At 59.6% G+C, this 19,483-nt stretch carries 12 protein-coding genes and 1 pseudogene; 9 read left to right on the top strand and 4 right to left on the bottom strand.

Annotation, left to right across the window (positions count from 1 at the left end):
* Positions 1 to 305: 305 nt before the first annotated feature.
* Genes A9K65_RS10825 through A9K65_RS10815 form a run of 3 tightly spaced genes read left to right on the top strand, consistent with a single transcriptional unit; the run spans position 306 to position 3,654 of the window.
* Positions 306 to 1,172 carry a hypothetical protein gene (locus tag A9K65_RS10825; protein WP_064994463.1) on the top strand — a complete coding sequence of 289 codons (867 nt, stop codon included), beginning with the start codon at positions 306 to 308 and terminating at the stop codon, positions 1,170 to 1,172.
* Positions 1,173 to 1,231: 59 nt separating this feature from the next.
* Positions 1,232 to 3,178 (top strand): HEAT repeat domain-containing protein, encoded by a 1,947-nt coding sequence (locus tag A9K65_RS10820; RefSeq protein WP_064994462.1) that lies wholly within the window; start codon positions 1,232 to 1,234, stop codon positions 3,176 to 3,178.
* A complete protein-coding gene (locus A9K65_RS10815; protein ID WP_064994461.1) occupies positions 3,175 to 3,654 on the top strand; it encodes a dCMP deaminase family protein in 480 nt (159 codons plus the stop codon). The genes A9K65_RS10820 and A9K65_RS10815 overlap by 4 nt, the downstream gene beginning before the upstream one ends.
* Before the next feature lie 69 nt (positions 3,655 to 3,723).
* Here A9K65_RS10815 and A9K65_RS10810 read toward each other — a convergent pair whose 3' ends face one another.
* From A9K65_RS10810 to dcm, 3 genes are read right to left on the bottom strand one after another with little or no spacing between them, the layout of a single operon-like run.
* Positions 3,724 to 4,950 (bottom strand): type II restriction endonuclease, encoded by a 1,227-nt coding sequence (locus A9K65_RS10810; protein ID WP_198327583.1) that lies wholly within the window; start codon positions 4,948 to 4,950, stop codon positions 3,724 to 3,726.
* The gene (locus tag A9K65_RS10805; protein ID WP_064994460.1) at positions 4,947 to 5,402 is read right to left on the bottom strand and encodes a very short patch repair endonuclease; all 456 of its coding nucleotides are present in this window, start codon (positions 5,400 to 5,402) and stop codon (positions 4,947 to 4,949) included. The genes A9K65_RS10810 and A9K65_RS10805 overlap by 4 nt, the downstream gene beginning before the upstream one ends.
* A complete protein-coding gene (gene dcm / locus A9K65_RS10800; RefSeq protein ID WP_064994459.1) occupies positions 5,395 to 6,660 on the bottom strand; it encodes a DNA (cytosine-5-)-methyltransferase in 1,266 nt (421 codons plus the stop codon). The genes A9K65_RS10805 and dcm overlap by 8 nt, the downstream gene beginning before the upstream one ends.
* A 696-nt stretch (positions 6,661 to 7,356) precedes the next feature.
* On the opposite strand from dcm, the gene A9K65_RS10795 reads away from it, so the two are divergent.
* The 6 genes from A9K65_RS10795 to A9K65_RS35635 are packed head-to-tail and all read left to right on the top strand — an operon-like array spanning position 7,357 to position 17,011.
* Entirely contained in the window at positions 7,357 to 9,222 is a 1,866-nt protein-coding gene (locus A9K65_RS10795) for a sigma-70 family RNA polymerase sigma factor (protein ID WP_064994458.1), read from the top strand.
* A 50-nt stretch (positions 9,223 to 9,272) separates the two neighbouring features.
* Entirely contained in the window at positions 9,273 to 10,721 is a 1,449-nt protein-coding gene (locus tag A9K65_RS10790; RefSeq protein WP_064994457.1) for an ATP-binding protein, read from the top strand.
* Positions 10,687 to 13,560 (top strand): Z1 domain-containing protein, encoded by a 2,874-nt coding sequence (locus tag A9K65_RS10785; RefSeq protein ID WP_245322033.1) that lies wholly within the window; start codon positions 10,687 to 10,689, stop codon positions 13,558 to 13,560. The genes A9K65_RS10790 and A9K65_RS10785 overlap by 35 nt, the downstream gene beginning before the upstream one ends.
* On the top strand, positions 13,544 to 14,566 hold the full coding sequence (locus A9K65_RS10780) for a PD-(D/E)XK motif protein (protein WP_084015982.1): 1,023 nt from the start codon (positions 13,544 to 13,546) through the stop codon (positions 14,564 to 14,566). The genes A9K65_RS10785 and A9K65_RS10780 overlap by 17 nt, the downstream gene beginning before the upstream one ends.
* Positions 14,563 to 16,341: an AIPR family protein gene (locus tag A9K65_RS10775; protein WP_064994455.1), complete on the top strand. Its 1,779-nt coding sequence runs from the start codon at positions 14,563 to 14,565 to the stop codon at positions 16,339 to 16,341. Before A9K65_RS10780 ends, A9K65_RS10775 begins: the two co-directional genes overlap by 4 nt.
* 10 nt (positions 16,342 to 16,351) lie before the next feature.
* Entirely contained in the window at positions 16,352 to 17,011 is a 660-nt protein-coding gene (locus A9K65_RS35635) for a hypothetical protein (RefSeq protein ID WP_086081299.1), read from the top strand.
* Between the two features lie 106 nt (positions 17,012 to 17,117).
* Here A9K65_RS35635 and A9K65_RS10765 read toward each other — a convergent pair.
* Positions 17,118 to 19,477, bottom strand: a pseudogene (locus A9K65_RS10765) (hypothetical protein).
* Positions 19,478 to 19,483: the final 6 nt, after the last annotated feature.

Below are 19,483 nucleotides of genomic sequence, written 5' to 3'. Positions count from 1 at the left end.
TGACGTGTCGAGCTCAAAAACTTCGACAGAAGATTTCAGAGGGACTCTCGACCGAAGCGCCTTAGGGGTTTCAGTCACGACCGATAACGTAAATCGGTAATGGGGAATTGCCACACTCTATAGGTCATGGCAGGTTTTGACCGAAACACAAACAGGATGTTTGCTCGCGCCGTATCCTTGCCATTCACAGGAGGCGGCCGTTGATTGTCCGCGTTACCCCGTTGTCCATAACAATCGCACTCGGGCTCGGCCGCCAGCGGCCTATAACGATTGATCAACGTCTTTAGCCCCTCTATCAAGGCTGAATGTCCCAAGAACTCGCCCATTCGCAGGAAAGTGTCGAACCGTGCCGGAAGCCGGACTGGGTTCGATTGCCTGGACGAATCGGCAATGCACTGGTCGCGATCGTCACCATCGTCGAAGAGGAGCACAAGGCAGTTCGCGAAAGGAGTGACTTCAATGACTTGGTGGGGAACACGCCTTATTTACGCAGGAAGGAAATCTGCCCCAACGTATACGATGTCATCCTCGCGAAAAGCACTGATCGCAGCAATACGCCGTGCAGCGAATTGGTTCGTAACGTGGCCGAGCTTTTCAGGCCGGAGTTCATTATCCTGTCGGGGATAGCCGGCGGCGTCAGCGGGCGCGACGGCATTGGGCTGGGCGACGTCATCGTCGCGGACCATGTCGATTGGTATGAAATGCGAAAGATCGCTGGCGGTAAGGACGTCATCCGCAAGCAGGCGTTCGACCACCCGTCGATGTATCTGCGCGAAACGATCACACAGCGCGTCAAGATTGCGGGGCGATGGCTTGGCAATGTCAGGGAGGATCGACCCGTCGAGGGACAGCCAAAGGTGCTGGAAGGCAATCTTATCGCAGGGGATAAGATCCTCGGCGATGGCGAAAATGAGTATCAGCGTAAGATCCTTGAGGAATTCGACAAGGCGCTAGCCGTCGATATGGAATCTTATGGCCTCGCCCGCGGCGTCTATAACGCTAGGAGCGCAAGGCACTACAACCTGAACTACCTGGTGGTACGCGGGATTTCTGACCTTGTCGATGACGTGGGCAACGACGACCAACGCAAGAAGTGGCGTGATTATGCCGCGGCGACGGCTGCAGCCTTCGCGCTCGGCGTGGCCGACGAAATCGTTGCGATATGCGCATGACGCCCTATAAGAACAAACCGAGCGCCCAGTAAGCGCTTGCTTCAGCAGCAGGTGGCCTCATGAGCGCCGACGTCCAACTAGCGGCAGAACATCTAAAAGCGCTCGGAGAGCCGATTTGCTTGTCGGTCGCGCTTTGCGAAGACTACTCCGCTCTCCTGCGCGGCGAACATAGCGCGCCGCTTTCGCATGGGGACCTCCTGCCCTTGGCCTCCGAGCGTGGACGCATCCTGCTTTCGGGTCGTGGAGGATCTGGCAAGAGTACGATCATGCGCCGGTTAGTGGTGGAGGGTGCCGCGGGCGGTAAGATTACCACACTAATCGATCTCTCACGCTGGGACCATGACGCCAGCGAATGCTGGAAGCAACGCCGTGAGGGCGCGCGTGAAGCAATCGACTTCCTGCTTCGGCGGTTCGGCTCGGGCGAAACAGACGTGGCAGACCTTGATTTTTTACCCGCCAGCCAAGAAAAGGTGCTGATTGTCGACGGTTTGAACGAAACGCCCGGTTCGGTAGCCGACGACATCCTAACCGCCTGCGACCAGGTCGCATCGCTCATCATCAACTGTTCTGTCATCGTTTCCGACAGACTGGTCCGACGACGTACGAATGGCGACGATCGCTGGTACTTCGCGATGCCGCTCGATGTCGACATCGAAGAAGCACGGAAACACTTCGACGTGGATGCCTTAGCACCTGCGGCAAGGCGCCTGCTAGACAGTCCATATTTCGTGGACAAGGGTATCAAGGGCGCATTGAAAAGCTCGTCTCTTGCCACGATCCGAGACTTTGTTGAGAGCCGGGGCAAGTTGGATGCCGCTGGCATGGAACTTGCCGCAGAAGGTGCGTTCGCCGCCTATCGCCAAGATGAATCCCGCTCCTTCGATCCCGTCCGATTCCCAGGCGAAGCGGGTGCCGCTGTAGTTCAGACGCTTCGGGAGGGCGGGGTTTTGATTGAGCTGCCAAATGGGCGGGTGGCGTTCAATCATCATTGGGTGCATGACTATCTCGCTGCCAAGTACCTAGCTGCGCACGCGGAACTCTGGAGCTTCGAGCACCGGCATGCATCCCTGGACAGTTTGACGTTTAAGGCCAACTCCTTCGATGCTGTCGCGTTCGCGCTGGAAGAGTTGAACGGCGATGCCAAGGACGGATTCCTTCAGGCCGTTTTTGACTGGAATCCCTATGCGGCTGGTTACGCATTGGCCGAAGTCGAAGCGATTTCGCAGGCGAAAGTATCGCCCTCTCTTAGGACAATCATTCTCGCCATGCTGGCCGAAAAGAGGTTTGACCGACACTACCTTTCAGCGCGTAGAGCGCTCGACGCGCTCGAACTGTTCAAGGACGATGCCGCTCTGGCGATGAAGGACGCACACGACCGCGAGGCGTTAATAGCCCTTGTCTCGGCCCAGCCAGACCATTCCGATCTGTTCGCCCGCTGGAAGGCGTTGTTCACGCTCCCAGGCGGGGAGGTCGCATCCGAAAACACGGTTGATGCCGTCCAAGAAGACGACTCCATCATTGGCTGGACTGCCGCGAATGTGTTGAAGCGGTTGGCGATGACGGAAGGTCAGGCGGATCGGATCTTGCAGATGACCAAGCACGAAAGGCCTGTCATCCGGTGGCGCGCGTGCCATGTGATGGGCAGCGCCATAGATCAGAGGTTCCGCGAGGCGCTGCTGAAATTGGTGACTAACGACTCCGACGAAAATGTCCGATACGGCGCGATTCGGTCGCTCGTCGAAATCGGTTCACGCTCGTCGGAACAGGCCGCGCGCTTGGTCGAGGACCTGGGGCCGCGTCTCAACAAAATCGCCGAATCCCCGCGAGTCTTGATCGAGCTCAAACGTGCAGTGTTCCTTTCGAAGGGCTGCGTACCCGAAGGGTGGTCGACTGAAATTTCACGACTTTTTTATGCGCGTGCAGACCTCGCCACCGATCCAATCGACATGGAGGCTTGGTTTAAACTTTCCTCAGACTTGCGCGTGCATGATCGGCTCGCGGCATGACCAACCCGAGCAGGCAGGAAAGATGGGACCGGAGATTCCTCGAACTCGCTAAGGTGTTCGGAACGTGGAGCAAGGATCGCTCGGCAGGGACTGGGTGCGTCATCGTAGGCCCGGATCGGTTGCTTCGCGCGTCTGGCTACAATGGATTCGCTCGCGGGATCGACGATGAGGTACCTGAAAGACACGAACGCCCGGCAAAGTATTCGTGGACAGAGCACGCTGAGCGCAATGCGATCTACAATGCCGCTAAGCTGGGTATCTCGCTCGATGGCTGCACCGCATATGTTAACTGGTTTCCATGCATCGACTGTGCCCGGGCGATCGTGCAGGCGGGTATAGTTCGCCTCGTCGGCCTGCATCCCGACCATGCCGACCAGCGATGGGGATCGGAGTTCAAGTTTGCCACGGAAATGCTGCGAGAAAGCGGTATTGAGATCATCCTATACGACATCCCCGAACTCGCGGCCCGAAAGTGACCTGGGCTCCCCGGAGAGCTGTGGACGCATAGCACCAGCCAGTTTGCGGTGAATTGAACCACTCAGTCTCTATTGTTTCTGGCGGCTGTCCACGAGATCGACGAATTTCATAAGAGTCATGAGCCAAGGCCGCTGGCTCTCACGAAAGGTTTCATGGAGTTTTGCCGGCAGTACGAGCTGAAGTTGTTCCGCCTTCATCTGGTCGGTCTGGTTTTCGGAAATAGCTGGCTCCAGCGTGAGAAGGTGCTTGGCGGGGATTCTCGCCGCCTCCGGTAACACCTGACGCCAGCGGTCCTTCAATGTTGATTTCGACCCTAGCATGGTCAGCAGGGCGGGAGAGAAGCCGGGATCGTGGTACTCGGCATGGCCAGGAAACAGAAAATCCGGCCTGTTGCGGTTTTCGGTCTCAGCCCCCCGCGAAAAACGGATCGAGCGCGCCTGAAACAGTGCCTCCAGATGATGCTCCAGCGACTGCCCCGCACGGGATTTCCTGCGATTCTGCACGCTCAGGGAGAATGCCAGAAAACCATCGACGTCTGCGGTATTATCGCCGCCGACAAATCCATTGCGCAGCCGCTCCGCAACAATGTGGCGCTCCAGCCGCCGGAACAGAAGCTCTTCCCGTTCCAGCCACGCCATGAGAACCGCGTCCGGGTTGTCCAGCGCCGAAACGCCCGTGAGGGAAGTCCGCGCAAGTTGCGAGAATTCCCGCGTACCAGGGAACTTCATGCCAAATCTTTCAATGAGCATGTCAAGTTCGCCGGCCTCCGGCTCTTCGAAATCGATGCCAAGCTCGTCAAGGATATAACGCGCCGCAAAGTCGACGGTAGCGGCCTGGTCCTCGGTAATTTCGCGGCCGGTGAACTGGAGTTCGGGCTGATCCTCCAGACCGAAAAGCCACAGCAGCTGGTTCTGGACGGTGCTGTCGGCGGGCGTGACGATCGTCATCGCCGAACCGTCGCGAAGCAGGGCGACAAACAGCGTATCGCCTTCCTTCATCCGGTCGGTAACGTCATTGGTGTAGTAATAGAGGTGGTATTCGGTCCGCGTCGCGTGCTTTCTGCGCGCATCGTACCAGCTCAGCATGCCGTCGGCTGCGAAACCTTCCTGTTCCTCCCCGAGCCATATGAACCGGGTCGGGATCTTTTTCCGGTCGGCATCGCCCATCATTGCGCGGAGGGTGCGGGAACTGTTGAACTCATGCTGGTTTGAACCGCCCGGTGTGGTTTCGACCATGCTAAGCCGCTTGACGGCCACACCTTCGAAGTAATCAGAGAGTAGGCCGCGTTTGATCATTCCCGCCCTCTCACGGTGAGCTGTAGCTCACCGGACTCAAGCCAGGCGGCGCACCGGGCGATTACATCGTCCAGGGCAAGGGCAGTTCTTCCACGTATGGCGCACTCCCAGACGACCCCGCAGCGCCATCCAAGCCCGGCTAGGGCGCGTTCGGCTGCGTCATCCCGCTCCCGGTTGCGGGCGATTTTTTCGCGCCAGAATTCGGGCCGTGTTCCTGGCAGCCGGAAGAGATGGCAGTCGTGCCCATGCCAGAAACAGCCGTGCGCGAACAGGACCGCGCGGCGGCGCGGAAATACCATGTCGGGCCGGCCAGGCAGGCGCCGGTCATGGAGCCGGTAGCGGAATCCGCCCGCATGAAGGGCGAACCGCAGGATCATTTCGGGCCTGGTATTGACGCCCCTGATGCCGGCCATCATCCGGCTGCGCACCTCGGGCGAAACGATGTCAGCCATTGGCCGCCAGGGCCCTGTCTGCATCGGGCCGTGTAACCCTGCGAACAAGTGGAGACGGTCCGGCGGTGGGCGTGCGCCCCAGCGCAACCTCCAGGTAGGGCCGGATGGCCTGCGCGACAAACTCGACCACAGGCACCACCACGGCGTTGCCGAACTGCCTGTAGGCCTGTGTGTCAGAAACATTGATGCGGAAAGGACGGTCGGGACGCTCGAAGCCCATGAGCCTTGCGCATTCCAGAGGTGTCAGCCGCCGCGGCCGTCGACCGGGCTGGTCAATCAGGACTTCGGATCCGTCCTTGTAGTAGCGGGCCGACAGGGTCCGGGAGACGTCGTCGGGACCAAACAGGCTGAAACCGAAACCGTTGCCTGCGGCACGGTGCTTTTCCCTGTATCCCTGCAGGTATTCCCACAGGCGTGGCGTCAGGGTGTATTTCGGGTCGACCTCGTCATGATCCTGGAGGATGGTCCGCAGCTTCGGCCCCGAGCCTGGTTTCGGCAGTACCAGCGCCTCAAAGTCAAAATCGGTCGGGTCCCTGAAACCGACGATGAATATCCGTTCCCGTTTCTGGGGGACCCATGGCTCCGAGCTGATGACCCGGTGCTGGACGTGGTATCCCAGCTCGTTGCGCAGCACGTTGATGATGGTGGCGAAGGTGCGCCCTTGGTCGTGACTTTCAAGATTCTTCACGTTCTCCAGGACAAACGCGGCTGGCCTGTGATGTGCAATGATCTGCGCCGTGTCGAAAAACAGGGTGCCCTGCGTGTCGCACAGGAAGCCGTGCGGCCTGCCCAAGGCATTTTTCTTGGATACGCCGGCGATCGAGAACGGCTGGCACGGAAACCCCGCCAGAAGCACATCGTGATCTGGCACCTTCTCCGGGCTCTTGGAATACTCCCGCACATCACCGCCGATCGGGTGGTTGTCCGGGAAGTTCAGCGCGTAGGTCTTCTGGCAGCCAGGATCCCATTCTGACGTAAACACGCAGCGTCCGCCGATGCTTTCGAAACCCATCCTGAGGCCGCCGATGCCGGCGAAGAGATCAATGAACCGGAAGCCGGCCGAAGACTGTTCCACCGGCGCAAGCCGCTGGCGGGCAGCTTCCCTGAGCGTGCGCATGGCGAGCCTGCTTGGCTCGCTCCTGCCCTCCTCGTAACGGTAGACGGTGCGCATGGCCACCTCCAGAAGGCTGGCCGCCTGTTCCAGCGTCAGACCGGCCTGGTCCCGAAGTCTGGTGAATTCTGTACGTCTGGCGCGCATCGAATGCTCCGAATCATTGCTGTGTCATTTTTTGACAGCCTGACACTGGATGTCCTAACGGGCAATGAACTTTGTTCTCTTTTTGTTCATTGGCGGGCCTGCATCCACATGTTTAGTTCTGAAAGCTCCCGATCCCCGCTTTGCCGTCAAAGCACTGCCCTCAAGCAGGCCCGATTGCGGCGCTGCCGGTGCGGCGCCAGCGGCCGCAGGAGAAAGGGCGCACAAAGCGGAGGCGATAAAATGTCCGCAAGACGGACAAATCCATTTCGTTGCCGGAGCCAGTTCGTGACCTCGAGACCGGGTAACGGGGTGCCGAAGGAGCGTCAGCATGGCGACGCCGCAGGCGGGACGCGGGACCGCCGCCCCCGGCGAGAGGTGCCTTATGAAGCGGCTGGTCCGCCTTGGTCGTAGCGGCTGAAGGGATCCGTTGAGCCGGAGGCTGGCGTGGCAAATGGACCAGACGACGAGGTCCCTTGCGAAGCGCTCCTGCGACCCGAACGGTCCGGACGGCGTACAGTCTGCCCCGGCAGGCCCTGACTTGCAGATGCTGTGGAATTTCTTACGCTGGCAGGTGAACGGCAAGTCCGGGAAAAGTAGACGACACGCTTCCCATGCGCTTTTTCTTGCTATAAATCCGGTGTGGGAAATATTGGGGGGATTTTGACATGATGCTGCCGACATGCGGCAGGCGGTTCCGTGCTTGACTCGGTCGGGACGGTAGCGGTTTCGCCGCTGTTCAGGCTCGCGCTTTCGAAAGGCCCCGAGAGCTCCATCCTTTTGCACCTCAGGCGCGGAGCGGCTGTCAATGGACGTGACGCGTCAGGGCGAACGCCGTTGATGATCGCGGCCGCGCTTGGACGTGAAGACATCTGTGCCCTTCTGCTGGACGAAGGGGCGGAAGCATCGCTCAGGGATCCTGGGGGCCTGAGTGCTGCCGAGCTTGCAACAAGGGGAGGATTCCGGGAGGTCGGGCATTATCTTGCGCAGGTGGCTCTGGCGGATACTGTGCTTGACCGGCGGGCCATTGAAGAGTTCCGCGCCCCCGAGCCAGAAACCGGCGCCACGGGATGGGAGCCCGAGCAGGATTTCCAGCCGCCAGAGAGCAGACAGTTGCCCGACGAGAGCGTTCTGGCTCTCCAGGCAGCCATTTCGTCGCATCGGGCAAGGGTCGATGACGACGACTGGTCGTCTGCCGAAATCTCCCTGCCCGCTACATCCTCCGCCGGCCGGACCCTGGTCCTGCCTGAGCAGGCGGTCATGATTCTGGCCGATGCGATTGCCAGTGGATGGATCTCGGGCCGCAGCCTGCGGCAGGCCTGGCCGGAGGCCACGGTCGATCAGCGGCTCCTGTTCAGACTGATTGTCCAGCAGACCGGCGTCAGAATTGTCCCGGGCAGACTCGCAGCCACGTTCCTGAGCCGGGGCGCGGTGTTTGCTGACCGGCATGACAGGGCGCTTGCCAGGGCAGCAATCAGCCAGCTTGAGGACGAGCTGAACAGCCTTGCCGCTGCCGAACGATACATTGCCGACATCCGTTCGTGTTCTGCCTTTAGCCCCGAACGCGAACAGCGGATATTCATGAAGCTGGAGCAGTCACGCAAGGAAGTGACTGACGCAGTGAAACGCTGCCTCCATCTGCTCGGTGGTATCGAGACTGCCATCACACCTGATGAAAGCGTCGATGAGCCGGAAGATCCGGATAATGTAACACCCGTGCCCGGTGCAGACGTTCTCCGGGATGACACAGAACTGCCTGAAGTAGATGCTGGCGTAGGGACCCTGCCCTATGAAGCCCTTTTCAGGGCGGTGGAACAGGCCGGCATCTACCGGCACGATCCGGCCGTTGTAGCGCTGTCGGACGCGCTCGAAAAATACTGCGCGGCACGCAACCGGGCGATGGAAGGCGGTCTGAAACTCGTCCCGTGGATCGCGCGAAAGTACAGCAGGAGGGGGCTGCCACTGGACGATCTTGTCCAAGAAGGGAATCTCGGCCTGATGCGCGCTGTCGAAAAATTCGATCCGCTCAAGGGTGCGCGATTTGGAACATATGCGTCCTTCTGGATCCGCCAGCGGATGCTCCGGGCTGTCGATGACCAGTCGCGCGTGATCCGCCTCCCGGTGCACCTCGGCGAGCGGCTGAAGAAAATCATGCGACTGCGTGAACGTTCACGCGCCGAGTTCAACCGGGACGCGACCGTCGCTGAAGTGGCACAGAAGATAGAGGGAACGCCAGACATCGCAAAACGCCTTCTCAACATCCCGGCGACCGTAAGCCGGAAGACTTCTGACAGAGTTGCTGATGAAACCGTTTCTCCGCCGGATCGCCGCCACGATGCGGCATGCCTTCGCAGACTGATCGCGGGTGTCCTCGCGCAACTTTCGCCCCGCAGCGAGCGAGTAATCCGGCTGCGGTTCGGGCTGGCGAATGTTGATGAACATACGCTTGAAGAGGTCGGGGATCTTTTTGAGGTCACCCGGGAGCGGATCCGCCAGATCGAGGCCAAGGCAATCAAGATCCTGAGACATCCAAATCGCTCAAGTGTGCTGCAGCCATTCCTGTGACAGCAACTGTTCCGCCACGTTCGAGAAACGCCCCACCCCGTGCCAGTGCCATGGTCGAGGCCCTGCGCGGGTTGGGCTATTCACCTGCCGCCGCCATTGCAGACCTTGTCGACAACAGCATTGCTGCCCGGGCCTCCGCTGTCGACATCCGGTTCGTCTGGAATGGGCCGGACAGCAGCATCTCGATAACCGACAATGGCGCAGGCATGGACGACCAGATGCTGGATTCAGCGATGCGTCTTGGCGAAAGAAGCCCGCTCGAGCAGAGGGAGAAAGGCGATCTTGGCCGGTTCGGCCTCGGACTTAAGACGGCGTCATTTTCGCAGGCGCGGCGCCTGACTGTAGCATCAAGACGAGATGGCGCGACCTGCTCGCTGCGCTGGGATCTCGATGTTCTGCGTGACGACCCGACGGGGAGCTGGTCACTTCTGGAAGGACCCTCGCCCGGTTCTGAATCGCTGCTGATGCCTCTGGACGACATGCCTAGTGGAACAATGGTTCTGTGGGAGATCATGGACAGGATCGTGCCCGCCGGCTCCAGGGACCAGGATTTTCTGGCTGTGATAGACCGTATCGAACGGCACCTTTCGATGGTCTTTCATCGTTATCTTGAAGGCCGCCGGCTGGTTATCCGGATCAATGGCACGGCCATCCGCCCGTGGGACCCGTTTCTGCGCAGCCGCCCGGACACCTGGCGGTCGGGATTGGAATCGTTCCGGGTCAACGGCCATGGCATTGAGATGGAAGGCTTTGTCCTTCCCCACAAGGACCGGCTGTCACCAAAGGAATACGGCGAGGCGGCCGGACCGGACGGATGGACATCCCAGCAGGGCTTTTACGTATACCGCAACGAGCGCCTTCTCGTTGCCGGGCACTGGCTTGGTCTCGGACAGGGGAGATCCTGGACCAAGGAAGAACCGTTCAGGCTTGCGCGCATCCGCCTCGACATTCCGAACAGTGCCGACGAGGACTGGAAGATCGACATCAGGAAATCGACAGCGCGACCGCCACTTGAGGCAAGAGCGCGCCTGTCGCTGTTTGCAGAAGACGTGCGCCAGCGTGCGCGCAAGGTCTTTGCGTTCCGGGGCAGACCGGAACGGTCTTCAGGTGCTGGACCGGTCTCGCCCGCCTGGCATGCGACGCATCTGACAGGCGGCCTGCGCTACCGGGTCGACCGCAATCATCCGGCTGTTGCCGCCGTAATCGAGAATGCAGGTTCACTGCGGGACGACGTCATCGCAATGCTGAGGGTTATCGAGGAGACGGTGCCGGTACAGCAGATCTGGCTCGATACGGCAGAGGCTAAAGAAACGCCGCGCATGGGTTTCCAGGGCGTACCGCCGGAAGAGGTCCAATCTGTCATGCAGACCGTCTTCAACAACCTTGTGAACCGGAAGGGGCTGACGCAAGAGCAGGCAAGACGCCAGCTCGCCGCCACCGAACCCTTCGACAGCTGGCCCGGCTTTGTCGAAACGCTGCAATCCGTCACCAGAGGATAGGCCATTGAGCAACCAGAGTGTCATCAAGTTTGCGCAGGAGCTTCTGGTCAACGAGGATCCCGGCACGATCAGCCCGGCGATGATCAGCGCCAAGATCGATCAGGTGCTTGCGTTCCAGCCAGCCTGGCGTGAGGGATTCGACCAGGATGCAGCGATAGCCGAGCTCGTCAGACGCTTCAGCGTATGGGTCGGAACAGATTCCACCATACGCAACGATGAAGGCCACCGGGCGTGGCTCGAAGCTTCGCGCAAGAGCGACTGGCGATACTGGCAGCGGTATCGCGAGTATCTCGAGGCGCGAATGTCCCTTGCTGCAGTCGATGGCCTTGACCGCTCCACCGACATGATCCTCGGGATGCTGGAGGATCCGCTGCGTGACGGAGCATGGGATCGACGGGGGCTGGTCGTGGGCCATGTCCAGTCGGGCAAGACCGGAAACTATACCGGCCTGATCTGCAAGGCAGCCGATGCGGGCTACAAGATCATCATCGTGCTGGCCGGTCTCCACAACAATCTGCGCTCGCAGACGCAGATGCGTCTCGACGAGGGGTTCCTTGGATATGAGACAAGGCCGATCGCTGACGATATCCGCGAGATTGGCGTCGGCCTCGTGGACCGCGATCCCTCGATCCGTCCCAACTACGTCACTAACCGCACCAACAACGGTGATTTCAGCACAGCCCGTGCCAATACGCTCGGCATCACGCCCGAGCAGCGGCCGTGGCTTTTCGTGGTCAAGAAGAACAAGACAGTGCTCGAGCGTCTGCTCGGCTGGGTGCGCCACCACGTTGCCGACGCGCAGGACGAGAACGGGCGCAAGATCGTCAAGCGGCTGCCGCTGCTGCTCATCGATGACGAGGCTGACCATGCCTCTGTAGATACAGGCGAGCAGATCTTTGACGAGGATGGCAACCCTGACCCCGAGCATCAGCCGACCGCCATAAACAGCCTTACCCGCAAGATCGTGCACACCTTCAGCCGGTCCGCATATGTTGGATACACTGCGACGCCATTTGCCAACATCTTCATTCACGAGCGGGGAGAAACCAAAGAGGAAGGTCCAGACCTTTTTCCCTCCGCCTTCATCGTGAATCTGGCTGCTCCGTCGAGCTATGTCGGTCCGGCACAGATCTTCGGGCTCCGGTCTACAGCAGGACGCACGCCTGGCCTCCCACTTTACCGGGAGGTGGACGATCACATGTCAGAGGATGGCAGAAACGGATGGATGCCGCACACGCACAAAAACGGTTACGTGCCACGCAGCGACCGCGAGACAGGCATTCCCGCAACGCTGGAGGCGGCAATCGACTCCTTCCTGATCGCCTGCGCGGTGCGGCGGCTGCGCGGCCAGGGGGATGCACACTCCTCAATGCTGGTACATGTCACACGATTCACCTCCGTGCAGAAGGTCGTGCACCAGAAGGTCGAGGAGTACGTCCTGTCGCTGCGCCAGCGCCTTGGCCGCAAGATCGGACATGAAGACGCCGAGGCCCGTCTGGGGCAGCTGTGGTTCTCCGATTTCGTCCCGACATGCGAGGCTTCAGCTGAGAGTTTCAGAGCCTTGGCCGGTGATGCAGCACTTCCAGCTTGGCCGGACGTACTCGAGGCAATCCGGCTCATCATCGCCGACATCGACGTCCGCATGATCAACGGCACGGCAAAAGATGCGCTTGACTATGCAGACCAGACAGGCCCCGGCCTGAAGGTGATCGCGATTGGCGGCGACAAGCTTTCGCGTGGACTTACCCTTGAGGGCCTGTGTGTCAGCTATTTCCTGCGGACATCGAAAATGTACGACACGCTCATGCAGATGGGCCGCTGGTTTGGATACCGCCCCGGTTACATTGACCTTTGCCGGCTCTACACCACAGCTGAGCTGGCGGGCTGGTTCGGCCACATCGCAGACGCTGCCGAGGAGCTTCGCGAGGAATTCGATCTGATGGCCGCTTCTGGCGGCACCCCGCGGGAATACGGGCTGAAGGTCCAGTCACATCCTGTGCTGCTTGTCACGTCACGGCTGAAGATGAGATCGGCCAAAAGCCTCATGCTTTCGTTCAGCGGGCAGGTTTCGGAAACGATCACCCTCTTCACCGACAAAACGGTGCTGCAGCGCAATCTGGATGCTGCGACGGATCTCGTCCGCAGGCTCGGAGGAGGCAAGGACAATCCCGAACGGCAGCGGGGCGATGGCATGCAGCGCTGGCAGGGGCGGCTCTGGGAAAAAGTCGCCGCCACCGACGTCATTGCCTTCCTGAATTCGTACAGGACGCATCCGGACGCATACAAGGTCAACAGCGTCCTGCTCGCCGAGTTCATCACGAAAATGAATCTCGTCGACGAACTGACCAGCTGGACTGTCGTCGTCGTCGGCGGCGGGCGCGGCGTATCGCATCCACTTGCCGAAGGTTTTGAGGTGGCAATGCTGAAACGGTCTTCCGATGGCGTGGAGGGGCGTTATTCGATTGGACGGCTGCTGTCACCGCGCGACGAGGCTCTCGATCTGGACGAAGATGAATGGAAAGAGGCGATGGCGATCACCAGGAGCGGCTGGAAGCCTGATCCTGCGCGTTCCCGATCTGCCGAGGGTCCCTCCGATCCTTCGGGACCGGCGATAAGGCGGGTCAGGGGTGAGGGCATCAACGGGCAAGACGGACATCCTGAGCGCGGCCTGCTTCTGATCTATCTCCTTGACCCGGCCGAAGCAGGCGGGAACGTGCCCGCGGACCTTCCGCCGGTGGTTGCCTTCGGCATCAGCTTCCCTGCCAGCGAGTCCGGAACAAAGGTCGAGTACAAGGTGAACAACGTCGCATGGATGCAGGAGTATGGTGGTGCTGACTGATACCGGCGAACTGGAGGCCGCATGGAGTGCGCTCGCGGGTCAGAAAGCGGAGAAAGGCTTTCTGACGGTTGCACTTGGCCATTCACAACCCCGCTTCAGGGGCGGGATCGTTTTTCCTGAAGGAGGCGAGACGCTCCTTGTGGGCTTCAATGTCGATACCGCCCCCGCGAAAGCCGAGCTGCCCGAAGGGAGCGGTTTCCGCGTCGAGACCGCAGGAGAGGCGCTGGCGCCGGGCTTCGGAGTATGGGTCTGCCTGATCCGTCAGGCGGGAGCCGGCCGCGATCTTTTTGTCCAGATGTCGGCCGACATTGTCGCTGCGCTTTCTGCTACCTCAACGAAGTCGGACAGCTGGCTGCTTGCGCTGATGCTTGCCCGCATCAGGGCGTGGCAGGATTTCATGCGCCGGCCAAAGCAGGACCGTCTTTCGCCCGAAGAAGAGATCGGTCTGTATGGCGAACTGGTCTTTCTTCGTGAATCGCTTGATGCAGGGGCCGTGCCCGACATCATGGTCCATTCATGGGCAGGCCCCCGAGGCGGACTTCAGGACTTCCAGAGCGACACCATAGGGATCGAGGTCAAGTCGACAACTTCGGTCAACGGCTTCCCAGCCCAGATCAGCTCGCTTGAACAACTGGACGGTCTTTCCGGTCGGCCGGTTCTGCTTGCCGGTCTACGGCTCTGCCAGCAGCAGACCGGCCAGACGCTGCCCGAGCTGGCTGATGCCCTGAGAGCCCGGGTCGCATCATCCCGGGATCTCGCTGCTTCCATGGACCGCGCACTGCTTCTCGCCGGTTATGACGGTTCCGCTGCAGACCTTTACTCCCGCCGGTTCGATCTGGTGGACGTACGCGTTTTCGAAGTCAATGACAGTTTTCCCTGCCTCCTCAGAAGCTTAACTGATCCGGCAATCAGGGCAGCAGCCTATGAAGTCGATCTTGACCTGGTGAATGCGAATGTCATTTCACTGCCCGAAGCTCTGACTCGTTACGGAGTGCTTTCCGCATGACCCTTCAGGAATTTCTGGTCCAGACCCAGAGCGAGGTAAATGCCCTCGTCAGTGACCGCATGACGGAAGGCGGATATCTGAAGGCGGAGGCTGCTTTCACCGACGTCGTCATGCAACACATGGCCGAATGCGGCATGACATTTGACCCCCGCGTCCTTCATATTGAACGCAAGGTCGGTGCTGCAACGCTCAAGCTGAATGGTTACGCCGTGTCGGACGAGGCTGACCAGGTCGACCTGTTTGTCACGCTGTACTCGGGGACAGATACCGTTCAGACCATATCGGACAGTGAGGTTGTCAAGGCAGCCGAGCAGTGCCTCAAATTCCTGGGCAGCTCCGCGGATGGCAAACTGGTGAAGGCAATAGATCCTTCGGACGACGCCTACGAGTTCAGTCTGACAATCCGGGACTGCTACGCCGATCTCGAGCAGGTCCGTGTCTACGTGCTGACTGATCGCCAAGCTAGGACCAGGACGTTCAAGCCGCGTGATGTCGCCGGAAAATCGGTTCGGCTGGAGGTCATGGATATCGAACGCCTTCACCGGCACTGGTCGGAAGGAAAACCGCGTGACGAACTCGTCGCCAGTTTTGAGGAGATCTGCGGCTCCCCGCTGCCGTGTGTCTATGTGCCCGGTGAAAACGAAGAATATGACTACGCGCTGACGGCCATTCCGGCGAATGCCTTGCGGATGCTCTACGACCGCTATGGAGCCCGGCTTCTCGAGGCAAATGTGAGGTCGTTCCTGAGCCAGACCGGGAAGGTGAACAAGGGAATTCGGGACACGCTGCGAGACACTCCCGAGCGGTTCATGGCCTACAACAACGGTATCGTGCTGATTGCAGACGAAGCAGGCCTTGCGCGCGCGGGTGACAGTTCGACCGGCCTTGCCTGGCTCAAGGGAATGCAGATCGTGAATGGTGGCCAGACCACCGCGTCAATCTATTTTACAAAGCGGAAGTACCCTGAAACGGATCTTAGCCGGGTCAGGGTTCCGGCAAAGGTGATAATCCTGCACCGGCACGACCCCGAGGCCGAGGAAATCCTGATTGGTGACATCTCAAGGTATGCCAACAGCCAGAACGCGGTGAAGGTTTCCGATCTCTCCGCCAACAAGCCGTTCCACGTCGAACTCGAGAAACTTGCCCTGTCGACCTACTGTCCGGATGGCGTTGGCCGCTGGTTCTATGAACGGGCAGCCGGCAGCTACAACGTCATGCTTGCGAGAGAAGGAACGACTCCGGCGAGACTGCGGCAGATCAGGGATGCGGTGCCACCAGCCAGAAAGATTACCAAGACCGATCTCGCCAAGTATATCCAAGCCTGGTCCGGCAGGCCGCATATCGTTTCGCTCGGCAGCCAGAAAAATTTTGAAAGGTTTATGGCTGAACCCGAAAGCACGGCGGCCGGGTCTCTGGATGTGGCGGGCTACAAGAAGCTGATTGCACAGGCGATCCTGTTCAAGGCAGCCCAGAAAGTGGTTCGAAATGGTGGCTTCAGCCAAGCCCAGGCAAACATAACCGCGTACACAGTGGCCTATCTTGCCGAGAAATGGCGCAACCGCCTTTCCCTGGAATCGATCTGGCAGCGCCAGGCAGTTTCGCCGCAGCTGTCGAGCTTCATTTCGGAACTCGCTTCGAGAATGAACGAGGTGCTCCTTCAGACAGCCCGCGGCGCCCAAGTTTCCGAATGGGCAAAAAAAGAAGAATGCTGGGATAAAGTGAAGCTTGCGTCGCTGCCGGCAATTCCTGATGGAGTGCCCGAACTGGCGCGTTAGGAGAAATCTTTTGGCAACCGGCACAGGCGTGCTTTCGGACCTTTTCAAGGGGATCGTCTTCAAGCGGCTGAGCCCTGTGGAGGTCGATGCCGTCAGATCCAACCAGCATGAGTTTAACGGCTCCAGACCTCTGATCGAGCTGTTCGGCCGTGAACAGCCGCAGCGTCTGGACACCGATTTCTACTGGATGTCCAACGCCGGGCAGCTTGTGTCTGAAAGGGGAATGCTGACGTGGTATGATGCGAGAGCACGTCATCCGACGCGGACGGAGTACCGGCTCTACTACTACGACAATTCCGTAACCCGGAAGGCAACGGCGGGAGATACCCTCCTTATTGGCCGAAAGCCCGATAAATCGACATTTCTCCTCATAGCGCCTTCCACGGGCGCGGCAGCAACGCGCATTGCCTGGCTCTTCGGCATTGAGGTCGAGCCGGGCGCGGCTTTCGCAGCGCTCGATCTCGATGCAGCAGAGCGTTCAGGACTCAGTATCGCATTCGGCATGGATAATCCGGAAGAGATGGCAACTTGGGAGACAGACGAAAGCGTGCGATTGTCCGACGAGCCTCCCGAACTGCGAAATTCCATCAGGATTCTGCAGAAAAAACTTGGAGAACATGCCAGCAGGACAGAGGCCACGGCATTGCCCACTTTTCAGCCAGAAGAGTAAGTGAGCATATTGCTTCGGGCCGGATCGCACTCCATTCACTCTCCCGAAGTCGATCTTCGATCTGCGCTGAAAACTGCTCAAAGGGCACGTTCGCCCTTGATGGTCCTTAAGCGGCCTGCCACACTCGGTTCAAAATCCGAGCGGCGAGCGCAGCTTTGTCTTGTGGCAAGAAACGACCGTAGTGGTGCGCCACCATATCGGGCGTGTCTTGGATCGCGTAGCTTGCCTGCTCATATGAGCCGGTCTGTTTCAGTATGTGCGTCGCCAGCACGTCACGAACATTGTGCGGGCCATGAGGGAGTAGACCAGGGATCGCGCCGCGCTTAGTATATGGATTGTAAATGCCATATCGCTGGATAGTCAGGCGCCACGCCTCATAAAATGTGTTTCGATCGTATGCGGCGTCCTTGCTGGTCACCTTCACCGTCTTGATGAAGAAGGTGCCGGGGTCTTCCGCGCTTCCAAGCAGCACTCGGCGGTGCCGATCGATATACGCTTCGATGTGCTCGTATAAACCACCCAGGTTCGGCAGGACGAGCCTAAATGGCTTACTCCCGAAAAGGACGAGTTCGCGTTCTTGAATGCGACAGAAGGAATGAGCACCTCCCAGCCCTTTTCGCGCTCGCTCCAACGCAGTTCCCCGCGCTTCATGTCGGCAAGCTGACGCTCAGACCGCGGCAGTCTCCCGCGTTCACTGACCATCAGCTGACGCAGGTTTTTCTGCCGCAACCCAAGATGCAGCCCGAACCTAAGCATCAGGAACGAGCGGACTGCTTCGGCGGCAGAACGGCGATGGATACGCTCATCAGGCATGAGCCGAAGAATCTCTTCCGTGATCTTTCGATACTCACCCACTGGGCTATCGGCCTCCAGCACAGGCATGATTGGTTCAAAAGGATCACGATGCACACGTGCGATCCGCTGAATCTCCTTCACGCGGGAGGAGGCATGCTTGAAGTAGACATCGCACGCGTCCTCCCAATCGCTGCGGGCGCGATCAATGTCGGTCTGTGAAACTAGCCCGTTGATCGGGCGGATTTGCGACGACAGGTGGGGTTGCTGCCTCAGCCAGCCCGTCTCCTTGCGGGTGAGCGCGAGCGAAATTCGCAGCATGTCCACCTCCCATGCAGTGTAGAACCCGCGCCGTCTCTCGCGCCACTGGACATACCAATCCCAGACCGAGGGGAAGACGAGCAGGCCGAAAGACAAATGCTGCGTCGGCACGCCGTAGCCGCGTACCGGGCCGTGTGGATGCGCGGCCAAAGCGCCGAACATCAAGCCGAGATGCTCAACCTTCTGCGATGCCGTTTCCTCGCCCCAGACACCGTTGCGCTGTAGACCGAACGCAGTGAGTGTCGCGGTCTTGAAGCGGATCAGATCCGCCATTTCCATCGCAAGCACAGGCGGGGCGTCTATGACGCCGGACATCAAGTCGGGGTCAGTTAAAAGAGCACCGTCATCGTCATGGAGTTCGCGCCGAACTCGATAGGCGTCGTTTGCGGCATCCGACTGACCATAGGCGATACCCGGGAAACGGATGGCGTAACGCTGCTTCAACGCGGCCGCCTGGAATTTCCGGTAATCAGTTGACCCGCTGATAATCACGCGCCGAACCCATTCCAGAATCTCTTCCTGCTCCTCGGGACCACGCGTGTTGAAGTCATCAGGCAAATGCCACGCGAGCCTACGGCGTTCAGCCGTGCCGATGTCATCAAGGAAATGCCCAGAGGCGGAACGCGTCTGAAGCGGGAGTTTCGCTTTGAAATACCCTTCCGAAAGACGATAACGACGCTCGATTCGAGCTAGCACTTCCATGCTCGCTACGCTGCGCGGCGATTTCGATCCCTGCAGCCAATGCCGAATTGTAGAGCGATCAAAGGTCTCGTCGTCCCGAACAACAGCTCGATGAAGATGCCAATAGCTGTCGCCATGGCGGCGCATCTGGAAATCCAGCGCCATCTGAAAGGTTGGTAAATCACATGCATCCTCGAAAAGAGGTTCTGGGAACTCCTCGATCTCGCGTGGTTTGATGCCGGGCTTCTGCGGGTTTTCTGCCGCTGCGCGCTGCGACCGGTCGAGCTTTCGTTTGCGGCTTTCTGGGGACGCCTTAGCAGGTGGCCTCTGCGGACAGACCCGCCTAGGATGCTCCGGTTCGGCGCTGTGGAGACCGCCGATCGTCGCCCGCTTCTGCGAAGATTTTGTGTTACGAACGATCGCATCCAGTGCCGGCTCGATTGTGGCCCGGGCAGATCGCATCACTTTGTCGTCGAGGCCGCACTGAATGGCGATCTCTTGCCAATCATAGCCGCGGAGTTTTCGCGGCGGGGTTTGAGCGCGGGAGATGAGGTTGAGCAAGAACTCTCTGATGCTTGCGCTTTCTTGGGGCGGGAGCACAGGATCAAGACGGAGGCGGCAGAAATCGGCGATTTTTCGGCAAAGCAGTCTGGTATGCGAATTTTCAGTCATGCGGGT

The organism is Mesorhizobium sp. WSM1497 (assembly GCF_001672455.2).
GTDB classification, from domain to species: domain Bacteria; phylum Pseudomonadota; class Alphaproteobacteria; order Rhizobiales; family Rhizobiaceae; genus Mesorhizobium; species Mesorhizobium ciceri.
This window is presented reverse-complemented; position numbering and strand designations above follow the sequence as displayed.